19 protein-coding genes and 2 tRNA genes are annotated in these 21,859 nt (G+C 68.1%); 6 read left to right on the top strand and 15 right to left on the bottom strand.

The genetic code is table 11. From position 1 onward, the window contains the following. Positions 1-7: 7 nt before the first annotated feature. Complete coding sequence (gene clpX, locus RCP38_RS06420; protein WP_308476293.1) at positions 8-1,291, bottom strand: ATP-dependent Clp protease ATP-binding subunit ClpX; 1,284 nt, start codon at positions 1,289-1,291, stop codon at positions 8-10. Between the two features lie 255 nt (positions 1,292-1,546). Between clpX and mmuM the strand changes: the two genes are divergently transcribed. Continuing rightward, a complete protein-coding gene (gene mmuM, locus RCP38_RS06415; protein ID WP_308476292.1) occupies positions 1,547-2,473 on the top strand; it encodes a homocysteine S-methyltransferase in 927 nt (308 codons plus the stop codon). Positions 2,474-2,496: 23 nt separating this feature from the next. Here mmuM and clpP2 read toward each other — a convergent pair whose 3' ends face one another. The 4 genes from clpP2 to RCP38_RS06395 form a co-directional block, all read right to left on the bottom strand. Next, the gene (gene clpP2 / locus RCP38_RS06410; protein ID WP_047319926.1) at positions 2,497-3,144 is read right to left on the bottom strand and encodes an ATP-dependent CLP protease proteolytic subunit ClpP2; all 648 of its coding nucleotides are present in this window, start codon (positions 3,142-3,144) and stop codon (positions 2,497-2,499) included. Continuing rightward, complete coding sequence (locus tag RCP38_RS06405; RefSeq protein WP_308476291.1) at positions 3,141-3,719, bottom strand: ATP-dependent Clp protease proteolytic subunit; 579 nt, start codon at positions 3,717-3,719, stop codon at positions 3,141-3,143. Before RCP38_RS06405 ends, clpP2 begins: the two co-directional genes overlap by 4 nt. A gap of 95 nt (positions 3,720-3,814) precedes the next feature. After that, on the bottom strand, positions 3,815-5,236 hold the full coding sequence (gene tig, locus RCP38_RS06400) for a trigger factor (protein WP_308476290.1): 1,422 nt from the start codon (positions 5,234-5,236) through the stop codon (positions 3,815-3,817). Positions 5,237-5,294: 58 nt separating this feature from the next. Beyond that, positions 5,295-5,371: transfer RNA gene (locus RCP38_RS06395), tRNA-Pro, on the bottom strand. Positions 5,372-5,509: 138 nt separating this feature from the next. On the opposite strand from RCP38_RS06395, the gene RCP38_RS06390 reads away from it, so the two are divergent. Then, positions 5,510-5,583 (top strand) — tRNA-Gly (locus RCP38_RS06390). 181 nt (positions 5,584-5,764) lie between these two features. Next, on the top strand, positions 5,765-6,988 hold the full coding sequence (locus RCP38_RS06385) for a serine hydrolase domain-containing protein (RefSeq protein WP_308476289.1): 1,224 nt from the start codon (positions 5,765-5,767) through the stop codon (positions 6,986-6,988). Here RCP38_RS06385 and RCP38_RS06380 read toward each other — a convergent pair. The 4 genes from RCP38_RS06380 to RCP38_RS06365 form a co-directional block, all read right to left on the bottom strand. Continuing rightward, positions 6,985-7,791, bottom strand: a complete 807-nt coding sequence (locus RCP38_RS06380; protein WP_308476288.1) for an Fpg/Nei family DNA glycosylase — start codon at positions 7,789-7,791, stop codon at positions 6,985-6,987. The genes RCP38_RS06385 and RCP38_RS06380 overlap by 4 nt on opposite strands. A gap of 21 nt (positions 7,792-7,812) precedes the next feature. Further along, positions 7,813-8,292, bottom strand: coding sequence for a ribose-5-phosphate isomerase (locus tag RCP38_RS06375; protein ID WP_308476287.1), 480 nt, complete (start codon positions 8,290-8,292; stop codon positions 7,813-7,815). Positions 8,293-8,402: 110 nt separating this feature from the next. Next, positions 8,403-9,014 carry a DsbA family oxidoreductase gene (locus tag RCP38_RS06370; protein ID WP_308476286.1) on the bottom strand — a complete coding sequence of 204 codons (612 nt, stop codon included), beginning with the start codon at positions 9,012-9,014 and terminating at the stop codon, positions 8,403-8,405. Between the two features lie 81 nt (positions 9,015-9,095). After that, positions 9,096-9,476: a DUF1304 domain-containing protein gene (locus RCP38_RS06365; protein ID WP_308477090.1), complete on the bottom strand. Its 381-nt coding sequence runs from the start codon at positions 9,474-9,476 to the stop codon at positions 9,096-9,098. Between the two features lie 61 nt (positions 9,477-9,537). Here RCP38_RS06365 and pepN point away from each other — a divergent pair, with 61 nt between their 5' ends. Then, positions 9,538-12,159 carry an aminopeptidase N gene (gene pepN, locus RCP38_RS06360; protein WP_308476285.1) on the top strand — a complete coding sequence of 874 codons (2,622 nt, stop codon included), beginning with the start codon at positions 9,538-9,540 and terminating at the stop codon, positions 12,157-12,159. 16 nt (positions 12,160-12,175) lie between these two features. Here pepN and RCP38_RS06355 read toward each other — a convergent pair whose 3' ends face one another. The 4 genes from RCP38_RS06355 to RCP38_RS06340 form a co-directional block, all read right to left on the bottom strand. Next, positions 12,176-12,946 carry a hypothetical protein gene (locus RCP38_RS06355; protein WP_308476284.1) on the bottom strand — a complete coding sequence of 257 codons (771 nt, stop codon included), beginning with the start codon at positions 12,944-12,946 and terminating at the stop codon, positions 12,176-12,178. A 50-nt stretch (positions 12,947-12,996) separates the two neighbouring features. Beyond that, positions 12,997-13,443: a DUF5130 family protein gene (locus RCP38_RS06350; protein WP_373692499.1), complete on the bottom strand. Its 447-nt coding sequence runs from the start codon at positions 13,441-13,443 to the stop codon at positions 12,997-12,999. A gap of 7 nt (positions 13,444-13,450) precedes the next feature. Continuing rightward, complete coding sequence (gene ctaJ, locus RCP38_RS06345) at positions 13,451-13,672, bottom strand: aa3-type cytochrome oxidase subunit CtaJ (RefSeq protein WP_308477089.1); 222 nt, start codon at positions 13,670-13,672, stop codon at positions 13,451-13,453. 73 nt (positions 13,673-13,745) lie between these two features. After that, positions 13,746-14,387 (bottom strand): HNH endonuclease, encoded by a 642-nt coding sequence (locus RCP38_RS06340; protein WP_308476282.1) that lies wholly within the window; start codon positions 14,385-14,387, stop codon positions 13,746-13,748. 148 nt (positions 14,388-14,535) lie between these two features. Here RCP38_RS06340 and RCP38_RS06335 point away from each other — a divergent pair, with 148 nt between their 5' ends. Continuing rightward, positions 14,536-14,934, top strand: coding sequence for a globin (locus RCP38_RS06335; RefSeq protein WP_308476281.1), 399 nt, complete (start codon positions 14,536-14,538; stop codon positions 14,932-14,934). After that, a complete protein-coding gene (locus tag RCP38_RS06330) occupies positions 14,934-16,511 on the top strand; it encodes a glycoside hydrolase family 13 protein (RefSeq protein WP_308476280.1) in 1,578 nt (525 codons plus the stop codon). The genes RCP38_RS06335 and RCP38_RS06330 overlap by 1 nt, the downstream gene beginning before the upstream one ends. 19 nt (positions 16,512-16,530) lie before the next feature. On the opposite strand, the gene RCP38_RS06325 is transcribed toward RCP38_RS06330, so the two are convergent. Both RCP38_RS06325 and RCP38_RS06320 read right to left on the bottom strand, forming a co-directional pair. Continuing rightward, complete coding sequence (locus tag RCP38_RS06325) at positions 16,531-16,968, bottom strand: acyl-CoA thioesterase (protein ID WP_308476279.1); 438 nt, start codon at positions 16,966-16,968, stop codon at positions 16,531-16,533. Then, positions 16,965-21,818 carry an NAD-glutamate dehydrogenase gene (locus RCP38_RS06320; RefSeq protein WP_308476278.1) on the bottom strand — a complete coding sequence of 1,618 codons (4,854 nt, stop codon included), beginning with the start codon at positions 21,816-21,818 and terminating at the stop codon, positions 16,965-16,967. The genes RCP38_RS06325 and RCP38_RS06320 overlap by 4 nt, the downstream gene beginning before the upstream one ends. Positions 21,819-21,859 lie beyond the last annotated feature (41 nt).

The raw sequence follows: 21,859 nt of genomic DNA, 5'->3' as shown, positions 1-21,859 counted from the left end.
TCCCGGATCAGGCGGTCTTGTCGCGACGCTCGCTGCGCGAGGCTTTGCGAGGAACGATGGTCGGCAGCACGTTGTCCTGCACCGTCTCCTTGGTCACCACGACCTTTGCGACGTCGTTGCGGCTCGGGATGTCGTACATCACCGGCAGCAGGACTTCCTCCATGATCGCCCGCAGACCACGCGCACCGGTGCCGCGGTGGATGGCCTGGTCGGCGATGGCCTCCAGCGCGTCCTGGCTGAACTCCAGCTCCACCCCGTCCATCTCGAACAGCCGGGTGTACTGCTTGACGAGCGCGTTCTTGGGCTCCGACAGGATCTTGACCAGCGACTCCATGTCCAGGTTGGTCACCGAGGCCACCACCGGCAGTCGGCCGATGAACTCCGGGATCAACCCGAACTTGATCAGGTCCTCGGGCATCACTTCGGCGAAGTGGTCGACGGTGTCGACTTCGGCCTTGGAGCGGACCTCGGCACCGAAACCCAGGCCACGCTTGCCGACCCGGTCGGAGACGATCTTCTCCAGACCGGCGAAGGCGCCGGCCACGATGAACAACACGTTGGTGGTGTCGATCTGGATGAATTCCTGATGCGGGTGCTTGCGGCCGCCCTGGGGCGGTACCGACGCCTGCGTGCCCTCCAGGATCTTCAGCAGCGCCTGCTGCACGCCCTCACCGGAGACGTCGCGGGTGATCGACGGGTTCTCGCTCTTGCGGGCGATCTTGTCGACCTCGTCGATGTAGACGATGCCGGTCTCGGCCCGCTTGACGTCGTAGTCGGCCGCTTGAATCAGCTTGAGCAAAATGTTCTCGACGTCCTCGCCGACATAGCCCGCCTCGGTCAGTGCGGTGGCGTCGGCGATCGCGAACGGCACGTTGAGCATCTTGGCCAGCGTCTGGGCCAGGTAGGTCTTGCCGCAGCCGGTGGGGCCGAGCATCAAGATGTTGGACTTGGTCAGCTCGACCGCTTCACCGGACCGGGAATCCCGGCTCTTCTCGCCGGCCTGGATCCGCTTGTAGTGGTTGTAGACCGCCACCGCCAGGGTGCGCTTGGCGGTGTCCTGGCCGATCACGTAGCCCTCGAGGAACTCCCGGATCTCCGCGGGTTTGGGCAGCTCATCGAGCTTGACGTCGTCGGCGTCGGCCAACTCCTCTTCGATGATCTCGTTGCACAGGTCGATGCACTCATCGCAGATGTAGACACCCGGCCCGGCGATGAGCTTCTTGACCTGCTTCTGGCTCTTGCCGCAGAACGAACACTTCAGCAAGTCCCCGCCGTCTCCGATGCGCGCCATGGTGCGTTAGGACCTACTTCCTGTTCGCCGTCTGTCGTCGGGGTGCCGATGTCTGCTCCGACGCTACCCGCTTGTTCCGGTGCGAGGCGACCGATAAGGCCGAATCGCGTCGTTGGTATTCGTCACTTGGTCCCGCCTGCCTGCTCCAAGAACATATCGCCCGAGGCGCCGCACTCGGGTGTGACGCGCTGACGCGCCGCAAGCGTTTCGGTGGCATTGCCCGACCGTGAGTCCCCCGTGATCCGGGGCCCTACAGTGACGAGCGTGGCGTTCGCCGTGCCCGACGATACCGTGCTCGTCGCCGATGGGGGGCTGGCCACGGAGCTGGAGGCCCGCGGCGCGGATCTGTCCGACCCGCTCTGGTCTGCCCGGTTGCTCGTGGACGCCCCCGCAGAGGTCACCGCCGTACACGCCGATTTCTTCGCGGCGGGGGCACAGATCGCGACCACCGCCGGCTATCAGGCGAGTTTCGAGGGCTTCGCCCGCCACGGCATCGACCGTCGGGGCACGGTGGCGCTGTTGCGCCGCAGCGTGGCGTTGGCGCGTGACGCCGCCGCCGGCCGGGCCGGGCGGTGGGTCGCGGCATCGGTCGGCCCCTACGGCGCCGCACTGGCCGACGGCTCGGAATACCGTGGCCGCTATGGCCTTTCGGTCGCCCGACTGGCGGAGTGGCATCGGCCGCGGTTGGAGGCCCTGGCCGACGCGGGCGCCGATCTGCTCGCCTGTGAAACGGTGCCGGATCTCGACGAGGCCGAGGCGCTGGTGAATCTGCTGACCCGGGCGGATGTGCCGGCCTGGCTCAGTTTCACCATCGACGGTGCGGCGACCCGCGCCGGGCAGCCGCTGGCCGAAGCGTTCGCGGTGGCCGCCGGGGTGCCGCAGATCGTCGCGGTGGGCGTGAACTGCTGTGCCCCCGCGGACGTGCTGCCGGCAATCGAGGTCGCCCGCGAGGTCACCGGCAAGCCGGTGATCGTCTACCCCAACAGCGGTGAGCACTGGGCGGCGGGCCGTTGGACCGGGCCGGGGACCTTCTCCCCCGCACTGGTGCCGGCCTGGGTGGCCGCCGGTGCGCGCATCGTCGGCGGTTGTTGCCGGGTCGGACCGGCCACTATCGCAGCGGTGGCCTCAGAAATACGCCGAGCGTGCACCCAGCGCGAAAATCCAGCCGGAAATTCGCCGTGAGTGCACGCTCGGTGCGGTGAAAACTAGGCCGTCTGCGCGGACAGCTTGCGGTACTCCAGGACGGTGTCGATGATCCCGTACTCCTTGGCCTCGGCCGCGGTGAGGATCTTGTCCCGGTCGGTGTCCTTGCGGATCACCTCGGGGTCCTTGCCGGTGTGCCGCGCCAGGGTGGACTCCATCAGGGTCCGCATCCGCTCGATCTCGGCGGCCTGGATCTCCAGGTCGGAGAACTGCCCCTGGATGACGCCCGACAGCGACGGCTGGTGGATCAGCACCCGGGCGTTGGGCAGCGCCATGCGCTTGCCCGGCGTCCCGGCCGCCAGCAGCACCGCAGCAGCCGAAGCGGCCTGACCCAGGCACACGGTCTGGATGTCGGCCCGCACGTACTGCATGGTGTCGTAGATGGCCATCAGCGAGGTGAACGAGCCACCGGGCGAGTTGATGTACATCGTGATGTCGCGGTCCGGGTCCAGCGACTCCAGCACCAGCAACTGGGCCATGATGTCGTTGGCCGAGGCGTCGTCGACCTGGACGCCCAGGAAGATGATCCGCTCCTCGAACAACTTGTTGTACGGGTTGGATTCCTTGACGCCCCAGCTGGAGTGCTCGACGAACGACGGCAGGATGTACCGGGCCTGCGGGGCGATGGCACGCAACGTTTCGGGGTTCATGATGCGGCTCCGTTGGTGTGGGCGCGGGTGATGATGTGGTCGACGAAGCCGTATTCCAGCGCCTCTTGGGCGGTGAACCAGCGGTCACGGTCGGAGTCGGCCTCGATGCGCTCGATGGTCTGGCCGGTGAACTCGGCGTTGAGCCGGAACATCTCCTTCTTGATGAGCGCGAACTGCTCGGCCTGGATCGCGATGTCCGCGGCGCTGCCGGTCACCCCGCCCAGCGGCTGGTGCATCAGGATCCGGGCGTGCGGCAGGGCGTAACGCTTGCCCTTGGTGCCCGCGGCGAGCAGGAACTCGCCCATCGAGGCCGCCATGCCCATCGCATAGGTGGCGATGTCGCAGGGCGCCAGGACCATCGTGTCGTAGATCGCCATCCCCGCGCTGATCGAGCCGCCCGGGGAGTTGATGTAGAGGTTGATGTCCTTGGTCGGGTCCTCGGCGGCCAACAGCAGGATCTGAGCGCACAACCGGTTGGCGATGTCGTCGTCCACCTGAGAACCCAGGAAGATGATGCGTTCTCGCAGTAGGCGCTCATATACGGAGTCGACGAGATTCAGACCGGGCTGGCTCACAGTGGGGTACCTGCTTTCTCGAGATTCATATGCACCGACCCTAACCAACCGGTCCGGCTGAAGGCGGTCCGAACCGGCTTCGTTCGCTTACAGCGTCACTCGTCGGATGCTGCCTCGGCCGCCGCCGCTTCGCCGTCGGTCTCGGCCGTCACGTCGGCGTCCACGTCGGCGTCTGCCTCGGCGTCATCGGCGGACTGGCCGGTTCCGAAGAACTCGGCGGTGTCGATCTCGTTGCCCGCGGTGTCGCTGACGTCGGCGGCACGCACCGCCGCGGCCAGCGCCATGCCCCGGCGCACGTCGGCGAAGACGGCCGGCAGCTGGTTGTTCTGCTGCAGGAACTGCATCAGCTGCTGCGGCGCGATGCCGTACTGCCGTGCCATCAGCACCAGGTGCTGGGTCAGGTCGTTCTGGCCGACCTGGATCTCGAGCTCGTCGCCGAGCGCGTCGAGCAGCAGCTGGGTCTTGACCGACTTCTCGGCCTCACTGCGGGTCTCGGCGTCGAACTCGGCGCGCGAGGACCCCTTCTCCGCCAGCGACTCGGCGAACTTGTTCTCGTCGTGGTCCAGACCGTGCAGCGCGTTGTGCAGCGCGTTGTCGACGTGAGCCTGCACGACGGCCTCGGGCAACGGCATCTCGACCTGGGCGACCAGGGCCTCCAGCGTCGCCTCGCGGACCTTCTCGGCCTGCTGGATCCGCTTGGTGCGGCTCACCTGCTCGGTGAGCTTCTCACGCAGTTCGCCGATGGTGTCGAACTCGCTGGCGAGTTGCGCGAACTCGTCGTCGGCCTCGGGCAGTTCACGTTCCTTGACCGACTGGACGGTCACGGTGACGTCGGCGTCCTTACCGGCCTGCGGACCGGCCGCCAGCTTGGTGGTGAAGGTCTTGCTCTCGCCGGCCGACAGTCCCACGATGGCGTCGTCGAGGCCTTCGATGAGCTGACCGGAGCCGACCTCGTGCGACAGGCCCTCGGTGGCGGCGCCCTCCACGGTTTCGCCGTCGATGGTGGCGTCCAGGTCGATCGAGACGAAATCACCGTTGGCGGCCGCACGCTCGACACCGGTCAGGGTGCCGAACCGCGCGCGCAGCGAGTCGAGTTCGGCGTCGACCTCGGCGTCGGTGACCTCGATGGGGTCCACGGTGATCTTCAGCTGCTCGAGGTCGGGCAGCGTGATCTCCGGCCGCACGTCGACCTCGGCGGTGAACGCGATCTGCTCGCCGTCGTCGAGCTTGGTCACCTCGATGTCGGGTTGGCCCAGCGGCTTGAGGTCCGACGTCGTGACGGCCTCGCTGTACCGGCTGGGCAGCGCCTCGTTGACCACCTGCTGCAGCACCGCGGCACGCCCGAAACGAGCCTCGATGAGCTTGGCCGGGGCCTTACCCGGCCGGAAGCCGGGCAACCGCACCTGCTTGGCCAGCTCCTTGTAGGTCCGCTCGAAGTCCGGCGTCAGCTCGGTGAACGGCACCTCAACGTTGATGCGAACCCGGGTCGGGGTCAGCTGCTCGACGGTGCTCTTCACGGGTGTACTCCTCGATATCGTTGACGTAGTCGGTCGTGCCAGGTGCGGCGCGCTCTGCTGGTCGGGGTGACAGGATTTGAACCTGCGGCCTTCCGCTCCCAAAGCGGATGCGCTACCAAGCTGCGCTACACCCCGCACTGACCAGGCGATCCTACGGCCCGGCAGATCGATGGTCGAAACGACCTGCTGTCTAGGCGCCCGACGGGGGCGGCGCGGCGGGGCAATTGGATTTCGGGTCCGCCACGCCGGTACAGTCTCGCTCTAGCAATTCATGCGGGCGTAGCTCAATGGTAGAGCCCTAGTCTTCCAAACTAGCTACGCGGGTTCGATTCCCGTCGCCCGCTCCACGAAGAGCGTCGGGAGGTCCGCCGAACAGCGGTTCGGCGGATTTCACCGGCGGCCTTTCTCCGGGACCGACCTGCTGTACTCGCGGGAGCCGGCCGATTTATCCTTCCTAGCAAGCTACGCGGGTCCAATCGCCCCGTCGCCCCCGCACAATGGGGATTTTCCCTAGCAGGAAGGCACGCCATGGGCGGCACACGGCACGTCCGAATCCATGGGACGTGCTCCCCACGTTTCGCGAAGGTGCGCGACGAGTTCGAACGCAACTTCACCGAGCGCGACGAACTCGGTGCGGGTGTGGCCGCCTACGTCGACGGCGAACTCGTCGTCAACCTGTGGGCCGGCTCTGCCGACGCCGACGGCCAACGCCCCTGGGGAGAAGACACCCTGGGCACCGTGCTGTCCGGCAGCAAAGGCTTGACCAGCACCTGCGTCCATCGCTTGGCCGAAGCGGGGGAACTGGATCTGCGTCGGCCGGTGGCTCATTACTGGCCGGAGTTCGGCCAGGCGGGCAAGAGCGACATCTCCTTGGCGATGGTGCTGTCGCACCGCTCCGGGGTGATCGGGCCACGGGAACCGATGCACTGGCGTGACGTGTTGGACTGGGATCTGGTCTGCCGGCGACTGGCGATCGCCGAACCGTGGTGGCGTCCCGGCTCCGCGCAGGGCTACCACATGACCACCTACGGTTTCATCGTCGGCGAAGTCGTCCGCCGGGTGATCGGCATGACGGTCGGCCAGTACCTGCGCAACGAGGTCGCCGGTCCGATCGGGGCCGAAGTGCATATCGGAGTGCCCGCCGACCAGCAGGCCCGCCAATGCACCGACCCGGTGGGCAAACCCACGATCCGCGAGATGCTGGCCTCCGCCGGCGCACCGAAGCGCCCGACGTCGTTGGACGTCCACTCCAAGGCGGGACTGGCGGTGGCGATGGGATTCGCCCCCGACGACGAGATCGCCACCAACGACCTGACGCTCTGGCGCCAACTGGAGTTCCCGGGCACCAACGCGCAGGTCTCCGCGCTGGGGATGGCCACGTTCTACAACGCCCTGGTGCAGGAGAAGCTGCTCAGCCGGGCGGCGATGGACCGCCTGCGGGTACTGCAGGGCGGCACCGAGACCGACCTGGTGCTCGGACCCCGGGTCGCCGAACACGGTTGGGGCATGGGCTACATGCTCAATGCCCAGGGGGTCAACGGCCCCAACCGGCGGATCTTCGGCCACGGCGGGCTCGGCGGGTCGTTCGCGTTCGCCGATCTGGAGCACCGCATCGGCTACGGCTACGTGATGAATCGGTTCGACCACACCCAGGCCAATGCCGACCCGCGCAGTGTGGTGTTGTCCAACGAGATCTATCGGGCGCTCGGCGTGCCGATCCGGCCCCGCCGGGAAACGGTCTACGACGACTAGGCCTGTTGGCAGGACGGGCACCAGAACACGTTGCGCCCCTCCAGTTCCGCGGTGCGTACCGCGGTCCCGCACACCCGGCAGGGATCTCCGGCGCGGCGGTAGACATAGGTGCGCGGCTTGCCCGGTGCATAGGCGGGCGCACCGTGGTCGTCCTCGGGCCGCACCACGACGATGTTGCCGCGACGCACCCCGACCTTCATCAGCGCCACCAGGTCGGCCCAGATCGCGGTGAAGTCCGCGTCGCCGATCTCGACGCCGGGTCGGTACGGGTCGATCCGGTGCCGGAACAGCACCTCGCTGCGGTAGACGTTGCCGACACCGGCGAGCACCGATTGGTCCATCAGCAGTGCCGCGATCGTCTTGCGGGACTTGGCGATCCGCTTGTAGGCCAGGGCCGGGTCGGCGTCACTCCGCAGCGGATCGGGGCCCAGTCGGGCGAGCACGTCGGCAACCTGTCCCTCGTCGACCACCTCGCAGGCCGCGGGTCCGCGCAGGTCGGTGCCGAACTCGGCGCCCACCATCCGCATCCGGACCTGGCCCACCGGCTCGGGAATACCGTCGTCGGCCAGGTGGAATTCGGTGAAGTGGCCGTAGATGCCCAGGTGCACGTGCACGATCGGCCCGTGCGCATAGCGGTGGAACAGGTGCTTTCCCCACGCTTCGGCACGCAGCAAAGGCCGCCCGTCGAGCAGTGCGGCACCGGACTCGAAGCGCCCTTGGGGACTCGACACCGAGACCGGTGCACCGGCGAAGCGACGCTGATGCAGCCGGGCCAGCCGGTGCAGGATGTGCCCCTCCGGCATGTCAGGCCCGCGGGTCGCGGATCAGGCCGGCGCGCCGGGAACCGGCGGCGCCTCGTGGTTGCGTTCGTAGGCGGCCAGGATGTCGATACGACGCTGGTGGCGTTCGGCTTCCGACCACGGAGTGCTCAGGAACGCGTCCACGATCGCGAGCGCTTCGGCGGTGGAGTGCATCCGGCCGCCGATACCGATCAACTGGGCGTTGTTGTGTTCACGGGCCAGTTGCGCGGTTTCGGGACTCCAGGCCAGTGCGCACCGCGCGCCGGGCACCTTGTTCGCGGCGATCTGCTCGCCGTTGCCGGAGCCGCCGATCACGATGCCCAGACTGCCCGGGTCGGCCACGGTGCGCGCGGCCGCAGCGATGCAGAACGCCGGGTAGTCGTCCTCGGCGTCGTAGCTGAAGGCCCCGCAGTCGACCGGTTCGTGCCCGGCCTGGGTGAGGTGCTCGAGGATCTGCTCTTTGAGTTCGTAACCGGCGTGGTCGCAGCCGAGGTAGACGCGCATGGCGCCATTGTCTCAGACCGCGTCCCCTCCCCCGCGAGCGTGCGTGTTTGTACGCCGGCACGCCGCGGCGAACCGTACCGCTGCGCACGCTCGCGAGGGCTGTCGAGACCTCAGTCGAATTCGGGCCCTTCGGTGCGGCCGCGCTTGAGCTCCCAGAAGTGCGGGTAGGACGCGAACGTCACCGAGGCGTCCCACAGCTGTCCGGCCTGCTCACCGCGCGGAATGCGGGACAGCACCGGCCCGAAGAACGCGACCCCGTTGACGTGGATGGTCGGGGTGCCGACGTCCTTGCCGACCGCGTCCATCCCGGCGTGGTGACTGGCACGCAGCGCCTCGTCGTATTCGTCGGTGTCGGCCGCAGCGGCCAATTCGGCGGGCAGACCCACCTCGGCAAGTGCCCCGGCGATGACGTCGGGGAAGTCCTTGTTGTTCTGGTTGTGGATCCGGGTGCCCATCGCGGTGTAGAGCGGCCGCAGGATCTCGTTGCCACGCAACTGTTCGGCGGCGATGGCCACCCGGACCGGGCCCAGCGCCCCCTGGAGGCGTTCGCGGTACTCCGGTGAGACGTCATCGCGGTCCTCGTTGAGAACCACCAGGCTCATCACGTGGAAGGTGACCTCGACGTCCCGGACCTTCTCGACCTCGAGGATCCACCGGGAGGTGATCCAGCACCACGGGCACAGCGGGTCGAACCAGAATTCGGCCTGCGACTTCTCGGACATGGGGCGATCCTCTCAACCAACGGTGGGCGCGACTGGAATCTCTAACGCGGCAGGGCCCCGATCTATGCCCGGCCGCCACGGTTACATGCTCGACGCCAGCAGCGCGACGGCGATCGCCGGGAACACACCCTGGGTGACGGCGGCGCGGACCTTATCCGGCGACGACGCCACCAGCACCAGCGCCGCAGCCAGCATCGACCCGACGCCGGCGAATATCAGTGCCAGTCCAACAGTCTTGTGCCCCAAGCAGACCGCTGCGATACCGATGCCTGTCACGATCGCCAGGAACAGGTTGTAAAAGCCTTGATTGAAGGCCAGCGCCTTGGTGGTCTCGGCTTCCTCGGCCGTGGTGCCGAACACCGCCCGGGTCCGTGGCGAGGTCCAACTCAGCGACTCCAGCACGAAGATGTAGACGTGCAAGACCGCAGCCAGCGCGGCGAATGTCAGACCGGCGGTGAGCATGGCCTTCATTTAACTCGGTCTGGCGTCTGCCCGCAGGGCTTGGCGGCTACTGTTGGCGGGCGTGGCACTTCCTAACCTCACCCGCGACCAGGCCGCCGAACGGGCCGCTTCGGTCACCGTCGACAACTACCGGATCGCACTCGACCTGACCGATGGCAACGGCAAGCCGGGCGAGCGCACGTTCCGCTCCACCACCACCGTGAGCTTCGCCGCGTCGGCCGGCGGCGACACCGTGATCGACATCGCCGCTGCGACCATCCGCAGCGCCACCCTCAACGGCCGCGCACTCGACGTCTCGGCCTACGACGAGTCGATCGGCGTCGTGTTGCCCGGCCTGGCCGCGCACAACGTCGTGGAGATCGACGCGGACTGCTACTACTCCAACACCGGTGAGGGCCTGCACCGTTTCGTCGACCCCGTCGATGACGAGGTGTATCTGTACTCGCAGTTCGAGACCGCGGACGCCAAGCGGATGTTCGCCTGCTTCGACCAGCCCGACCTCAAGGCCACCTTCGATATCAGCGTCACCGCGCCGCAGCACTGGCAGGTGGTCTCCAACGGCGCCACCACCGCCGCGGCCGACGGAGTGCACACGTTCGCGACCACGCCGAAGATGAGCACCTATCTGGTGGCGCTGATCGCCGGGCCGTATGCACGCTGGGACGACGTCTATCGCGACGAGCACGGTGAGATCGCCCTGGGCCTGTTCTGCCGGGCGTCCCTGGCCGAGCACATGGACGCCGAGCGGTTGTTCACCGAGACCAAGCAGGGATTCGGCTTCTACCACCGCAATTTCGGTGTGCCGTATGCGTTCGGCAAGTACGACCAGTTGTTCGTGCCGGAGTTCAACGCCGGAGCCATGGAGAACGCCGGCGCGGTGACGTTCCTGGAGGACTACGTCTTCCGCAGCAAGGTGACCCGGGCGTCCTATGAGCGCCGCGCCGAGACGGTGCTGCACGAGATGGCGCACATGTGGTTCGGCGACCTGGTGACCATGCGCTGGTGGGATGACCTGTGGCTCAACGAGTCCTTCGCGACCTTCGCCTCGGTGCTGTGCCAGACCGAGGCGACCGAGTACACCGGCGCTTGGACCACCTTCGCCAACGCCGAGAAGTCGTGGGCCTACCGTCAGGACCAGCTTCCCTCGACGCATCCGATCGCCGCCGACATCCCGGACCTGGCCGCCGTGGAGGTCAACTTCGACGGGATCACCTACGCCAAGGGCGCATCGGTGCTCAAGCAGTTGGTCGCCTACGTCGGGCTGGAGCATTTCCTGGCCGGCCTGCGTGACTATTTCGCCGCGCACGCCTTCGACAACGCCACCTTCGACGACCTGTTGGCCGCACTGGAGAAGGCGTCCGGCCGGGATCTGTCGGACTGGGGCAGGCAGTGGCTGAAGACCACCGGGCTGAACACCCTGCGGGCGGACTTCGAGGTCGACGACGACGGCCGGTTCACCCGATTCGCGGTGGCCCAGAGCGGCGCCGCCCCGGGCGCGGGCGAGACCCGCGTGCATCGGTTGGCCATCGGCATCTACGACGATGATCCCGCCGGTTCAGCGAGGCTCGACGGAGGAGAGGGGAAGCTGGGACCGGCGCATGACCCCGCCGGTTCCGGCCGGTTGGTGCGGGTGCACCGCGAAGAATTGGATATCGAGGGCCCCAGCACCGATGTCCCCGGCCTGATCGGCGTTTCACGCGGCAAGCTCATCCTGGTCAACGACGACGACCTGACCTACTGTGCGCTGCGTCTGGATCCGCAGTCGCTGACCACGGCGACCGAGCGCATCGCCGACATCGCCGAGTCGCTGCCCCGCACGCTGGTGTGGTCGGCGGCCTGGGAGATGACCCGCGAAGCCGAACTGCGTGCCCGGGACTTCCTGGCACTGGTGCAGCGCGGTATCGGCGCCGAGACCGAGGTCGGTGTGGCCCAGCGCCTGCTGTTGCAGGCGCAGACCGCGCTGGGGTTCTACGCCGACCCGCACTGGGCGGCCGAACAGGGTTGGCCGGCGTTCGCCGACCGACTGCTGGAGTTGGCCCGCGGCGCCGAGCCGGGTTCTGATCACCAGTTGGCCTACGTCAACGCGCTGTGCACCTCGGTGCTCGCCGACCGGCACACCACGGTGCTGGCCGCACTGCTGGACGCCGACCCGGCGAGTCAGGAACTGGCCGGGCTCGCGGTGGACACCGACCTGCGCTGGCGGATCGTGGTGGCGCTGGCCCGCGCCGGGCGACTCGACGCCGACGCCATCGACGCCGAGGCTGCGCGTGACCAGACCGCGGCCGGAAAGCGTTCCGCGGCACAGGCTTCGGCGGCCCGACCGCAAGCAGCGGTCAAGCAGGACGCGTGGCGGCAGGTGATCGAGGACGACACCCTGGCCAACATCACCGGGCGGGCGATCATCGCCGGGATCGTGCAGCCCGGGCAGGGCGAACTGCTGGCTCCGTTCACCGCTCGCTACTTCGAAGCGATCAGTGGCGTATGGGCGCGGCGTTCCAGCGAAGTGGCGCAGACCGTGGTGGTGGGCCTCTACCCCGGCTGGGATGTCAGCCAGGCCGGTTTGGCGGCCGCCGACGCGTTCCTGGCCGACCCCGAGGTGCCCCCGGCGCTGCGCCGGTTGGTGCTGGAGGGCCGAGCCGGGGTCGAGCGTTCGCTGCGGGCGCGCACCGCCGATAGCGCGTGATCGGCCGGCTACCCGATCAGCGGTAGCCCCCGTCGGCCAGACCGGCGGCCTTCTCGAATCCGTTGGTACCTCGGACGGTTCGCGCCCTGGTCTCCTCGGCCAGATAGCGCATCGGCATCCGCGCGGGCCCCAGTGCGGCCCATTGCTGGGCGTGGATCTCTTCGTGGTGCAGCAGTCGGTCCAGGTTCGGTCCGGCGCCGAGTCGGCCCGATTCGATGATCGCCCGCAACCGCCGGGCGGGGGCGGTGAAGATACCGGTGGCGTTGACCAGGAAGAGGTCTCCCCACATGGTTCCGCCGCGGTGGGTGAACGGGGCGTGGATTCGGCTGCCGCCCAACCCCATCAGGATCCCGTTGGGGGTGGTGACCACGCAGCCGCCGGTGCTGCAGATCCCCCGCACCGCCGGATAGCTCCAACGGTTCGCGTGCTGCCGATCGACGATGCGCTGCACCTCGGCGGCGCTGTAGGGCGTCTCGGGAAAGTCGCCGGCGACACCGGGCCGGCCGTAGCCGGTGCCCGCATTGAGAATGTAGGTCAGCAGCACCGCACGCCGGACGTCGCCGGCACCGGTACCCCGGGGGATGACGAAGAAACTCTTCCCGTCGGGGTCGGTGATCCGTTCCATCGCGTCCAGGACCGCGAAACTGTCCCGGGTGAGCGCCTGTCCGCGCACGATGTCGGTCACTTCGCGTGCGGCGACCGCATGCCGGTCGATGTTGGCCAACCAGTTGCGGTGTGCCGAGGATCCGGCGTCCGGACGGACATGCGCGGAATCGAGATTCCGCACGGCGTTTCGACCGGGGACGCGCACGCTCGCGACCGAAGGGGAGACCGCCGCTAGGCGGGGCTGATCCCGGCGCTCAGGAGTCGCACGGCGCTGATCAGACCATCGATCAGGTTGCCGTCGCGGAACGCCGCGGTGGCCGCGGCGACAGCCTGCGGTGCCGCCGCCGGGGCGATGCGACCGTCGAGCCCGGCGCCGTAGACCACCTCGACGGCCCGCTGGTCCGGGGAGACCGCGACCAGCACCGCGTCGTTGGGGGTGGGCACCTTCGCCAGGATCTCGCGGGCCCGGGCCGCGGTGTCGGTACCGAGATCGCCGATGTAGGTGGCGAACCGGGCCTGCGACGACCGCGACTCGTAGGTGAGCGCGTCATCGAGGGCTACCAGTTCCTTCACCGGGAAGGGGTAGTGCAACGACAACTCGCCGGGCTCGGTGACCCCGGAGATCCGACCGCTGTTGGTGATCGCCGAGCCGTACGGCAGGTCCGCCGGATCGACCATCGTGACCTCACCAGTTGCCACTTGCGCCACCCCCCACACTGAACTCGGATTTGCCGTGGCCGTGCCCGCCGATGACTTCGTCGGTCGCCGCCCACAGGATCGGCGGATGCGTCCACCGGTCCGCCATCTGGTAGGTGGCCGCGCGCGGCCCCTTTCGCAACAGGGTTCGTGCGGCCAGCAGCGCGAACAACCCTGCCGGAATGCCGACGAAGATGCCGAGGATTTCCAACACGCTCACGCCGTAGACGGTATCCCACCGCGGTTCGGCCGGTGCGGGAACCCGGCCCGATACGGCGTCCCGGTCAGGCGGCGCCTTCGCCGAGGTAGCGCATCCACACCGGATCGAGGTCGTTGATGACCGCCAGCAGTCGCCAATGTTGACCTTTGGGCGACGTCGGCACCAGGCGCAACGTCCAGCCGATCTCAGCCAGTAAGCGGTCCGCTTTGCGATGGTTGCAAGCCGAGCAGGCGGCCACACAGTTCTCCCAGGAGTGGTCGCCTCCCCGACTGCGGGGCACCACGTGGTCGACGGTGTCGGCCTTGCCGCCGCAGTAGGCACAGCTGTGCCGGTCACGGTGCATCAGGGCGGCGCGGGTCAGCGGGATCCGGGCCCGGTAGGGCACCCGGACGTAGTTGCGCAGGCGGATCACCGACGGCACCGGCACCGTCCGGGTCGCCGAATGGATGACGGGCCCGGTCGGGTCGTCGTGCACCATGTCAGCTTTGCCGCAGATCAGCATGACCACCGCGCGCCGCAGCGGCAACGCCGTCAGCGGCTCGAACGTGGAGTTCAGCAGCAACACCCGGCGACGGGTCCAGATCGATGCGGCCTCGGAGGCGGACGCGGAGCCCGCGGCCCCGACCGAATGCAGGCATGCGGTGGTGGCAAGCCCGTTCGGGCTCGCCGGTGGGGCACCGGGGGTGCGGCGGCCCCGACCTTTCATGGCCGCTCTAGCAGCTGCGGATGAAGCCGGTTCGTGTGGTGCGCCATATGACCTCCGCCGAACAGTTCACCACGATTCGGTGCTGGTCGCACTCGGATTTCCTGTGTGTTCACCGCCAGGATGCGGCGATACCCCACAATGGTGGGCGATGCAGCCGATAGAAGAACCCTCGTTTTATGACGCCGTCGGCGGTGCGGAGACCTTCCACGCCATCGTGTCGCGGTTTTATCAACTGGTCGCCCAGGACCCGATCCTGCGTCCGATGTACCCGGCCGACGACATGGACGGCGCCGAGGATCGGTTACGGATGTTCCTCGAGCAGTACTGGGGCGGTCCGCGCACCTACACCGAGCAGCGCGGCCATCCCCGGTTGCGGATGCGTCACGTCCCCTACCGGATCGGCCCGCTGCAACGCGACGCCTGGTTGCGCAACATGGTGACCGCGATCGGTGAGATCGACGACGAGACCCTCGACCGCGAGCACCGTGTCGAACTGCTGAACTACCTGCGTACGGCGGCCGATTTCCTGGTCAACGCACCGATCTGATGGGCAGCGGCGACCGCCCCGGCCACGGCGCGTGGTGGGCGGACAGCGTCTTCTATCAGGTCTATCCGCGCTCGTTCGCCGACAGCGACGCCGACGGGGTCGGTGATCTGGACGGTGTGACCGCGCACCTGGATTACCTGCAGCACCTGGGTGTGGACGCGCTGTGGCTCAACCCGGTGATGGTGTCGCCGATGGCCGATCACGGCTACGACGTGGCCGATCCCCGCGACATCGATCCGCTCTTCGGTGACCTGGCGGCGCTGGACCGGCTGGTCTCGGCCGCCCACCAGCGTGGAATCCGGCTGACCATGGATCTGGTGCCCAATCACACCAGTTCGGCGCACCCGTGGTTCGTCGAGGCACTGGCCGCTGAGCCCGACGGTGCGGCGCGTGCCCGCTACTTCTTCCGGGACGGCCGCGGGCCCGGCGGCGACCTGCCGCCCAACAACTGGATATCGGTGTTCGGCGGGCCGGCCTGGACCCGCGTCACCGGACCCGATGGTCCCGGGCAGTGGTATCTGCACCTGTTCGACGTCTCCCAACCGGATCTGAACTGGGATAACCCGGAGGTGTTGGCCGATTTCGAACGGACCCTGCGGTTCTGGCTGGACCGCGGCGTGGACGGCTTCCGGATCGACGTCTCACACGGCATGGCCAAACCGCCCGGCCTGCCCGACATGCCCGTCACCGATGTGAAGTTGCTGTCCCACCGCGACGACGACCCGCGCTTCAACCGGCCGGGTGTCCACCCGATCCACCGGGCGATCCGCGCGATCATCGACGACTACCCGCAGGCGGTCAGCGTCGGCGAGGTCTGGGTGCACGACAACGCCCAGTTCGCCGCATATCTGCGGCCCGACGAACTGCACCTGGCATTCAACTTCCGGCTGCTGCAGGCCGACTTCGACGCCGGCCAGATCCGCAAGGCGATCGACAATTCGCTGGCTTCGGTCGCCTCGGTGGGCGCCCCCGCGACCTGGGCGCTGGAAAACCACGACGTCGAACGCGCGGTCAGCCGCTACGGCGGCGGCGCGGGCGGCCTGGCGCGGGCCCGTGCGATGGCCCTGGTGCTGCTGGCGATGCCGGGTGCGGTGTTCATCTACAACGGTCAGGAGCTGGGCCTGCCCAACGTCGAACTGCCGGAGTGGGCGCTGCAGGATCCGGTGTGGGAGCGTTCCGGGCACACCGAGCGCGGCCGGGACGGCTGCCGGGTACCGCTGCCGTGGTCGGGCACTTCCCCACCGTTCGGATTCTCGGAGCGACCCGACACCTGGCTGCCGATGCCACCGGACTGGACCGCCCTGACCGTGCAGCGGCAGTCGCGGGATCCCGGCTCGACGCTGTCGCTGTACCGGGAGGCGCTTCGGGTGCGGGCGGCCTACCGCGGTTTCGACGGCGCGGGCATCGAGTGGCTGCCGGCCCCCGACGGCGCGCTGGTCTTCCGGCGCGGGCCGATGGTGTGCGTGCTGAACACCGCGGCGCACCCACTGGCGTTGCCCGAGGGCAGCCCGGTGGTGGCCAGCGCGGAGCTGGTGGACGGCCGACTGCCCCCCGATGCCGCGGTGTGGCTGGCCTGACGGCGGCCCGGTTGCCCCGTCAGCGCAGGTACTTCTCCAGGTAGGCGCGATGGTCGGGAGACAGCCGAACCAGCTTCTGTTCATCGATGCTGAAGGTGGCGAGCTGCGTTTCTGCGATCACCGCCGGCCGTGAATCGGGGGCCGCATGCACCGAACGCACTTCGTAGCCGATGGTGAAGTCGACGGTACGCAGTCGCTGCACCCACATGGTGACCTGCAGCGGCGAGTCCGTCAGTCGTAGCTGCCCCTTATAGCCGACTTTGACCTCGGCGATCAGCAAACCGATGCTGGTGATGTCGACCGCGAAAGCCGGCGACAGGAAGGGCACCCGGGCCTCTTCGAGCATGGTGACCATGGTGGCGTGGTTGATGTGCTGGTACATGTCGATGTCCGACCAGCGCACCGGAACCGATGCCACGAAGCCCGCGGTCTCCGCCGCGGATTCGCCTGTGGTCACGAGGTCGCTCCCCGCCCGCTGGCGCGAGTCATGCTGCGGATCTGCCGTGCCGCCACCGACAGCGTCGCCAGGTCTCGCTGATCGGATTCGTAGATCTGGGTCAAGGTGCGTTGCGCGCGGTGCACACGCGAGGCGTTGGTCGATTCCCACTCGGCGATTTTCTGCATCCCGTCCTCGTCCGGTTCTCCGACCGCCAGCACGTCCAGGCACAGCGATCGCACCGAATTGTAGATGTCATCACGGATCGCCAACCGCGCCAAGGCATGCCAGCGGTCATTGCGGGGCAGTTGGGCGACCGCGGTCAGTAGCCCGTCGGTGCCGAGCCGATCCATCAACGCGAAGTAGGTGTCGGCGACCTCGTCGGCGTCGCGTTCGGCGATGTCGGCGACGTCGATGATGTCGAGCAGGCTGTAGCGGTACAGACCCATCGCGACGTCGACGGCCAGATCGTGGGGTACACCCTGGGCTTCGAACTCACCGACGTGTTCGGCGACGATCGCGGCGTCGTCGCCGCGCAGCCACCCGGACATCCGCGGCGTCAACGCGGCGACCTGCTCGGCGAACCGGTTGATCTCGGCGCCCACCGCCAGCGGTTGCGGGCGGTAGTTGAGCAGCCAACGGCCCGCCCGGTCGATGAGTCGGCGCAGGTCCAGGGTCATCCGGTCGGTCACGGCCACCGGAAGCCGGTCGTGCTCACCGGCGGCGCGGATTCGCCGCCACAGCTCCCCCACTCCGAAGATCGCATCGGTGGCGACGTAAGCGCGTACCGCGTCGATCAGGTCGACGCCGACGTCTTCGGTGATCCGGTAGGCGTAGGTGATGCCCGCGGTGTCCACCATATCGTTGATGAGCATGGTGGTGACGATCTCGCGGCGCAGTTGATGGGCGCGGATCTCGGCGCCGAAGCGCTGCTGCAAGACCTGCGGGAAGTACTGCGGCAGGCGTGCCGCGAACACGTCCTGATCGGGTAGTTCGGTGGCCAGTACCGCGGCTTTGAGGGTCAGCTTGACGTGCGCCATCAACGTGGCCAGTTCCGGCGACGCCAGCCCCAGCCCCGCCTCGGCGCGCCGGGAGATCTCCTTCTCCGACGGCAGCGCCTCCAGTTCGCGGTTGAGGCCACGATCGGCCACCAGGTGCCGGATCTGATCGGCGTGCACCGGCAGCAGGCTCGCGGCGTTGGTCCGGCTGGTACCCATCAGATCGTTCTGGGCGGTGTTGTCGGCCAGCACCAGCGCACTGACCTCGTCGGTCATCGACTCCAGCAGTGCGGGTCGGTCGGCCGCGTCGAGTTTGCCGACGGTGACCAGGGCGTCGATCAGGATCTTGATGTTGACCTCGTGGTCGGAGCAGTCGACGCCCGCGGAGTTGTCCAGGGCGTCGGTGTTGATCCGCCCGCCGGCGAGGTCGAATTCGACGCGTCCCAGCGGGGTGACGCCGAGGTTCCCGCCTTCGCCGATCACCTTGGCGCGCACCTGGTTTCCGTTGACTCGAACCTGGTCGTTGGCGCGGTCTCCGACATCGCCGTCGGATTCGGTTTCGGCTTTGACGTAGGTGCCAATACCGCCGTTGAACAGCAGGTCCACCGGTGCCCGCAAGATGGCCCGGATCAGTGCGGGTGGGGTCAGTTCGGCGACGTCGTCGCCGAGCCCCAGTACCGCGGCGACCTGGGAGGTGACCGGTACCGACTTCAGATCCCGCGGGTAGACCCCGCCGCCCGCACTGATCAGCGCCTTGTCGTAGTCGTCCCAGCTGGAACGGGGCAGGTCGAACAGTCGCTCGCGCTCGGCGAAGGACCGGGCGGGATCGGGGTCGGGATCGAGGAAGATGTGCCGATGGTCGAAGGCGGCCACCAGTCGGATGTGTTCGCTGCGCAGCATCCCGTTACCGAAGACGTCGCCGCTCATGTCGCCGATGCCGACGACGGTGAAATCCTCGGTCTGGGTGTCGATTCCCATCTCACGGAAGTGCCGCTTGACCGACTCCCAGGCACCCTTGGCGGTGATGCCCATCTCCTTGTGGTCGTAGCCGACCGATCCGCCGGAGGCGAACGCGTCGCCCAGCCAGAAGCCGTAGGACGCGGCGACACCGTTGGCGATGTCGGAGAAGCTGGCGGTGCCCTTGTCGGCGGCCACCACCAGGTAGGCGTCGTCGCCGTCGCGGCGCACCACCTGCGCCGGTGTGCTGACCGCTCCGGTCGCGTGGTCGACGTTGTCGGTGACGTCGAGCAGACCCGAGATGAACAGGGTGTAGCAGGCGATTCCTTCGGCCCGCACCGCGTCTCGGTCGGTGACCGGGTTGCCGGTGGGGGCCGGCGGGTTCTTGACCACGAACCCGCCTTTCGCTCCGGTCGGAACGATGACGGCGTTTTTGACCTCTTGCGCTTTGACCAGGCCGAGGACCTCGGTGCGGTAGTCCTCGCGACGGTCCGACCAGCGCAGCCCGCCACGCGAGACGTAACCGAACCGTAGGTGGACCCCCTCGACGCGAGGTGAGTAGACGAAGATCTCGAACTTCGGTCGCGGCAGCGGCAACTCGTCGATCAGGGTGGCGTCCAGCTTGAGCGACAGCACGTTGTGGGCGCGTGCCGAACCGGCTTCGGTGACGAAGTAATTGGTGCGCAGCGTGGCTTGAATCAGCGAGGCGAAGGCCCGCAGTACCCGGTCGGTGTCGAGGCTGACGACCGCGTCGATGCCGGCGGCGACGGCGGCCGCGGCGGCTTGCGCGTCCCGGTTCCGGTCCGTCCGGGCGGGCTCGAACAGCGCCTCGAACAGGGCCACCAGCCCTCGCGCGATGCCCGGGTACTCGCTGAGCACCGCTGCGATGTGACTCTCGCTGTAGGGAAACCGGGCCTGACGCAGATATTTGGCGTAGCCGCGCAGCACCACCACCTGCTCCCAGGTCAGCCCGGCGCGCAGCACCAACTCGTTGAAGTGGTCGGCCTCGGCTCGACCCGCCCAGATCGCGGTGACTCCTTCGGCGAAACGCCTTTCTGCGTCGTCCTTTTCGCTGCGGGTCTGCGGAATCTCGATGGTGGAGTCCGGTGATACCTTGAACTTGTAGATCCACGCTTTGAGTCCGTCGGCGCGGGTTACGGTGAACGGTCGCTCCTCGAGTACCGCCACCCCCATGCACTGCAGCATCGGCAGCAGTTGGCTCAGCGACGCACCGTGCCCGCCGAGGAACCAGGCCAGCTCTCCGCCATCGGCTTCACCGAGGCCGGAGTACACCAGCTCGACCGAACCGTCGGTCAACCGCTCGATGATCGCGATGTCCCCGACGGCCTCGGCGGGTGTGACGGCCTGCTTGTAGATCTCGCCGAACGCCGCCGCATAGTGTTCGGCCACCTCGGCTTCGATGGAGTCCTGCGCGGCCGCCTCGAGTAGCCGGTCCCCCCAGTTTCGGGTGGTCTCGGCGAGCAGCGCCTGGATCCGGACCCGGTTCTGCTCGCCGGTGTCGACCGTACGGGCGTCGGGGGCATCGGACATCCGCACCATGAAATGCAACAGTGCCCAAGGCGCTTCGCTGACCCGGGCGCTGTATTCCAAACCCACTCCGCCGAACTCGCGAACCAGGATGTCTTCCATCTGTACGCGCACCGGTGTGGTGTAACGATCTCGCGGTAGGTACACCAGGCAGGAAACGAACCGGCCGGTACGGTCACCGCGCAGGAACAGCAGGGTTCCGCGCCGTGAACCCAGGTCCGAGACCGCCAGCGCCATGGTGAGCAGCTGTTCCGCATCGATCGCGAAAAGCTCGGTGCGTGGCACGGTCTGAATGATGTCGAGTAACAGCTGCCCCGGATGCCCGGGTTCCTGATCGGCCAGCGCCAAGGCCCGCCGGACGGTGTGGGAGATGACCGGGATCGCAAAGACGTCGGCGTTCATGGCGCCGGCGGTGAACAGCCCGACGAAACGGTGCGCCACGATACGGTCGCCGGTGTCCTCGCGGATCGCCACCACGTAGGTGTGCGAACCGAACCTCATGTAGCTGGGCACGGTGGCCTGTGCCAATGTCAGCAGGTTCTCTCCGGTAAGCCTGGGACGCAAGGATTTACGCAACTGCAGCACACCCAGCCGTGCCGCGTCGTCGACCAAGACCTGACCGTCGCGCACTTCCCCGCGCTGATATCCCAGGAGCACGAAGTGGCCGTCGGCCAGCCAGTGCAGCAGTGCGGCGACGTCGTGCCGGTCCGGCGCGGCGTAGTGGCCGTGCGGGTCGGTCTCCACCTCGTCGGCAAGCTCGGTCAGCGCGGCCCGCATCGCGGTGGCGTCGATGGCCACCTGGCGGACGTCGGCCATCACATCGGGCAGCAGCCGTTCGAGCTCGGCGAGGGTGTTGCGGCTCACCGACGGCGCGAGCTGGACGTGGATCCAGGTCTCGGCGCCGGCCGCGCCGTCACCGGATGCCGGAGCGACACCGCGCAGGTTCCCGGCCGGGTCACGCTGCACCGTGAACTGCGGGGTCATGATCCCGATGTAGGCCACACCCAGGCGGTGCAGCAGCACCGCCACCGAGTCCATCAGCATGCCCGCCGGTTCGGTGACCACCTGCAGTGCGGGCCCGAATCCGAAGCCGTCGTCGACGGAGTACACCGCGATCCCGGTTCGGCCGGGGAGTCGGCGTTGCGCCAACCGCGCGTGTGCGGCGACCAGCGCGGGGGTCACCACCGCGGTGGCGACGGTCCGGCCGGCCGGGGCGACGGCGGGGGGTTCGTCACCGGCCAGGGAGTCGCTGTGCGACCCGCGATAGGTCTCGACGTAAGCGGTCGAGACCCAGTCGGGGATGCCGTGCGGCTCAGCGGGATCGGGGAACGTCGTCCACGTGGTCGACTCGTCGGTGGACCTCGTCATCCCCACCCCTCCTGACCGGTGTCAGTTCCGGCAGCGCCGCT

Origin of the sequence: Mycolicibacter sp. MU0083, from assembly GCF_963378075.1 — a bacterium.
Taxonomy (GTDB): Bacteria; Actinomycetota; Actinomycetes; order Mycobacteriales; family Mycobacteriaceae; genus Mycobacterium; species Mycobacterium kokjensenii.
Note: the sequence above shows the minus strand (reverse complement) of the source record. Positions and strands in the feature narration are given on the sequence as shown.

Bases quoted from the DNA above. Each gene is read 5' to 3' on its own strand.
- clpX (WP_308476293.1), bottom strand. From the start codon at position 1,291: ATGGCGCGCATCGGAGACGGCGGGGACTTGCTGAAGTGTTCGTTCTGC.
- clpP2 (WP_047319926.1), bottom strand. From the start codon at position 3,144: ATGAACCCCGAAACGTTGCGTGCCATCGCCCCGCAGGCCCGGTACATC.
- RCP38_RS06385 (WP_308476289.1), top strand. From the start codon at position 5,765: ATGGGCGGCACACGGCACGTCCGAATCCATGGGACGTGCTCCCCACGT.
- RCP38_RS06380 (WP_308476288.1), bottom strand. From the start codon at position 7,791: ATGCCGGAGGGGCACATCCTGCACCGGCTGGCCCGGCTGCATCAGCGT.
- RCP38_RS06375 (WP_308476287.1), bottom strand. From the start codon at position 8,292: ATGCGCGTCTACCTCGGCTGCGACCACGCCGGTTACGAACTCAAAGAG.
- RCP38_RS06370 (WP_308476286.1), bottom strand. From the start codon at position 9,014: ATGTCCGAGAAGTCGCAGGCCGAATTCTGGTTCGACCCGCTGTGCCCG.
- RCP38_RS06365 (WP_308477090.1), bottom strand. From the start codon at position 9,476: ATGCTCACCGCCGGTCTGACATTCGCCGCGCTGGCTGCGGTCTTGCAC.
- RCP38_RS06350 (WP_373692499.1), bottom strand. From the start codon at position 13,443: ATGGTCGATCCGGCGGACCTGCCGTACGGCTCGGCGATCACCAACAGC.
- RCP38_RS06340 (WP_308476282.1), bottom strand. From the start codon at position 14,387: ATGAAAGGTCGGGGCCGCCGCACCCCCGGTGCCCCACCGGCGAGCCCG.
- RCP38_RS06335 (WP_308476281.1), top strand. From the start codon at position 14,536: ATGCAGCCGATAGAAGAACCCTCGTTTTATGACGCCGTCGGCGGTGCG.
- RCP38_RS06330 (WP_308476280.1), top strand. From the start codon at position 14,934: ATGGGCAGCGGCGACCGCCCCGGCCACGGCGCGTGGTGGGCGGACAGC.
- RCP38_RS06320 (WP_308476278.1), bottom strand. From the start codon at position 21,818: ATGACGAGGTCCACCGACGAGTCGACCACGTGGACGACGTTCCCCGAT.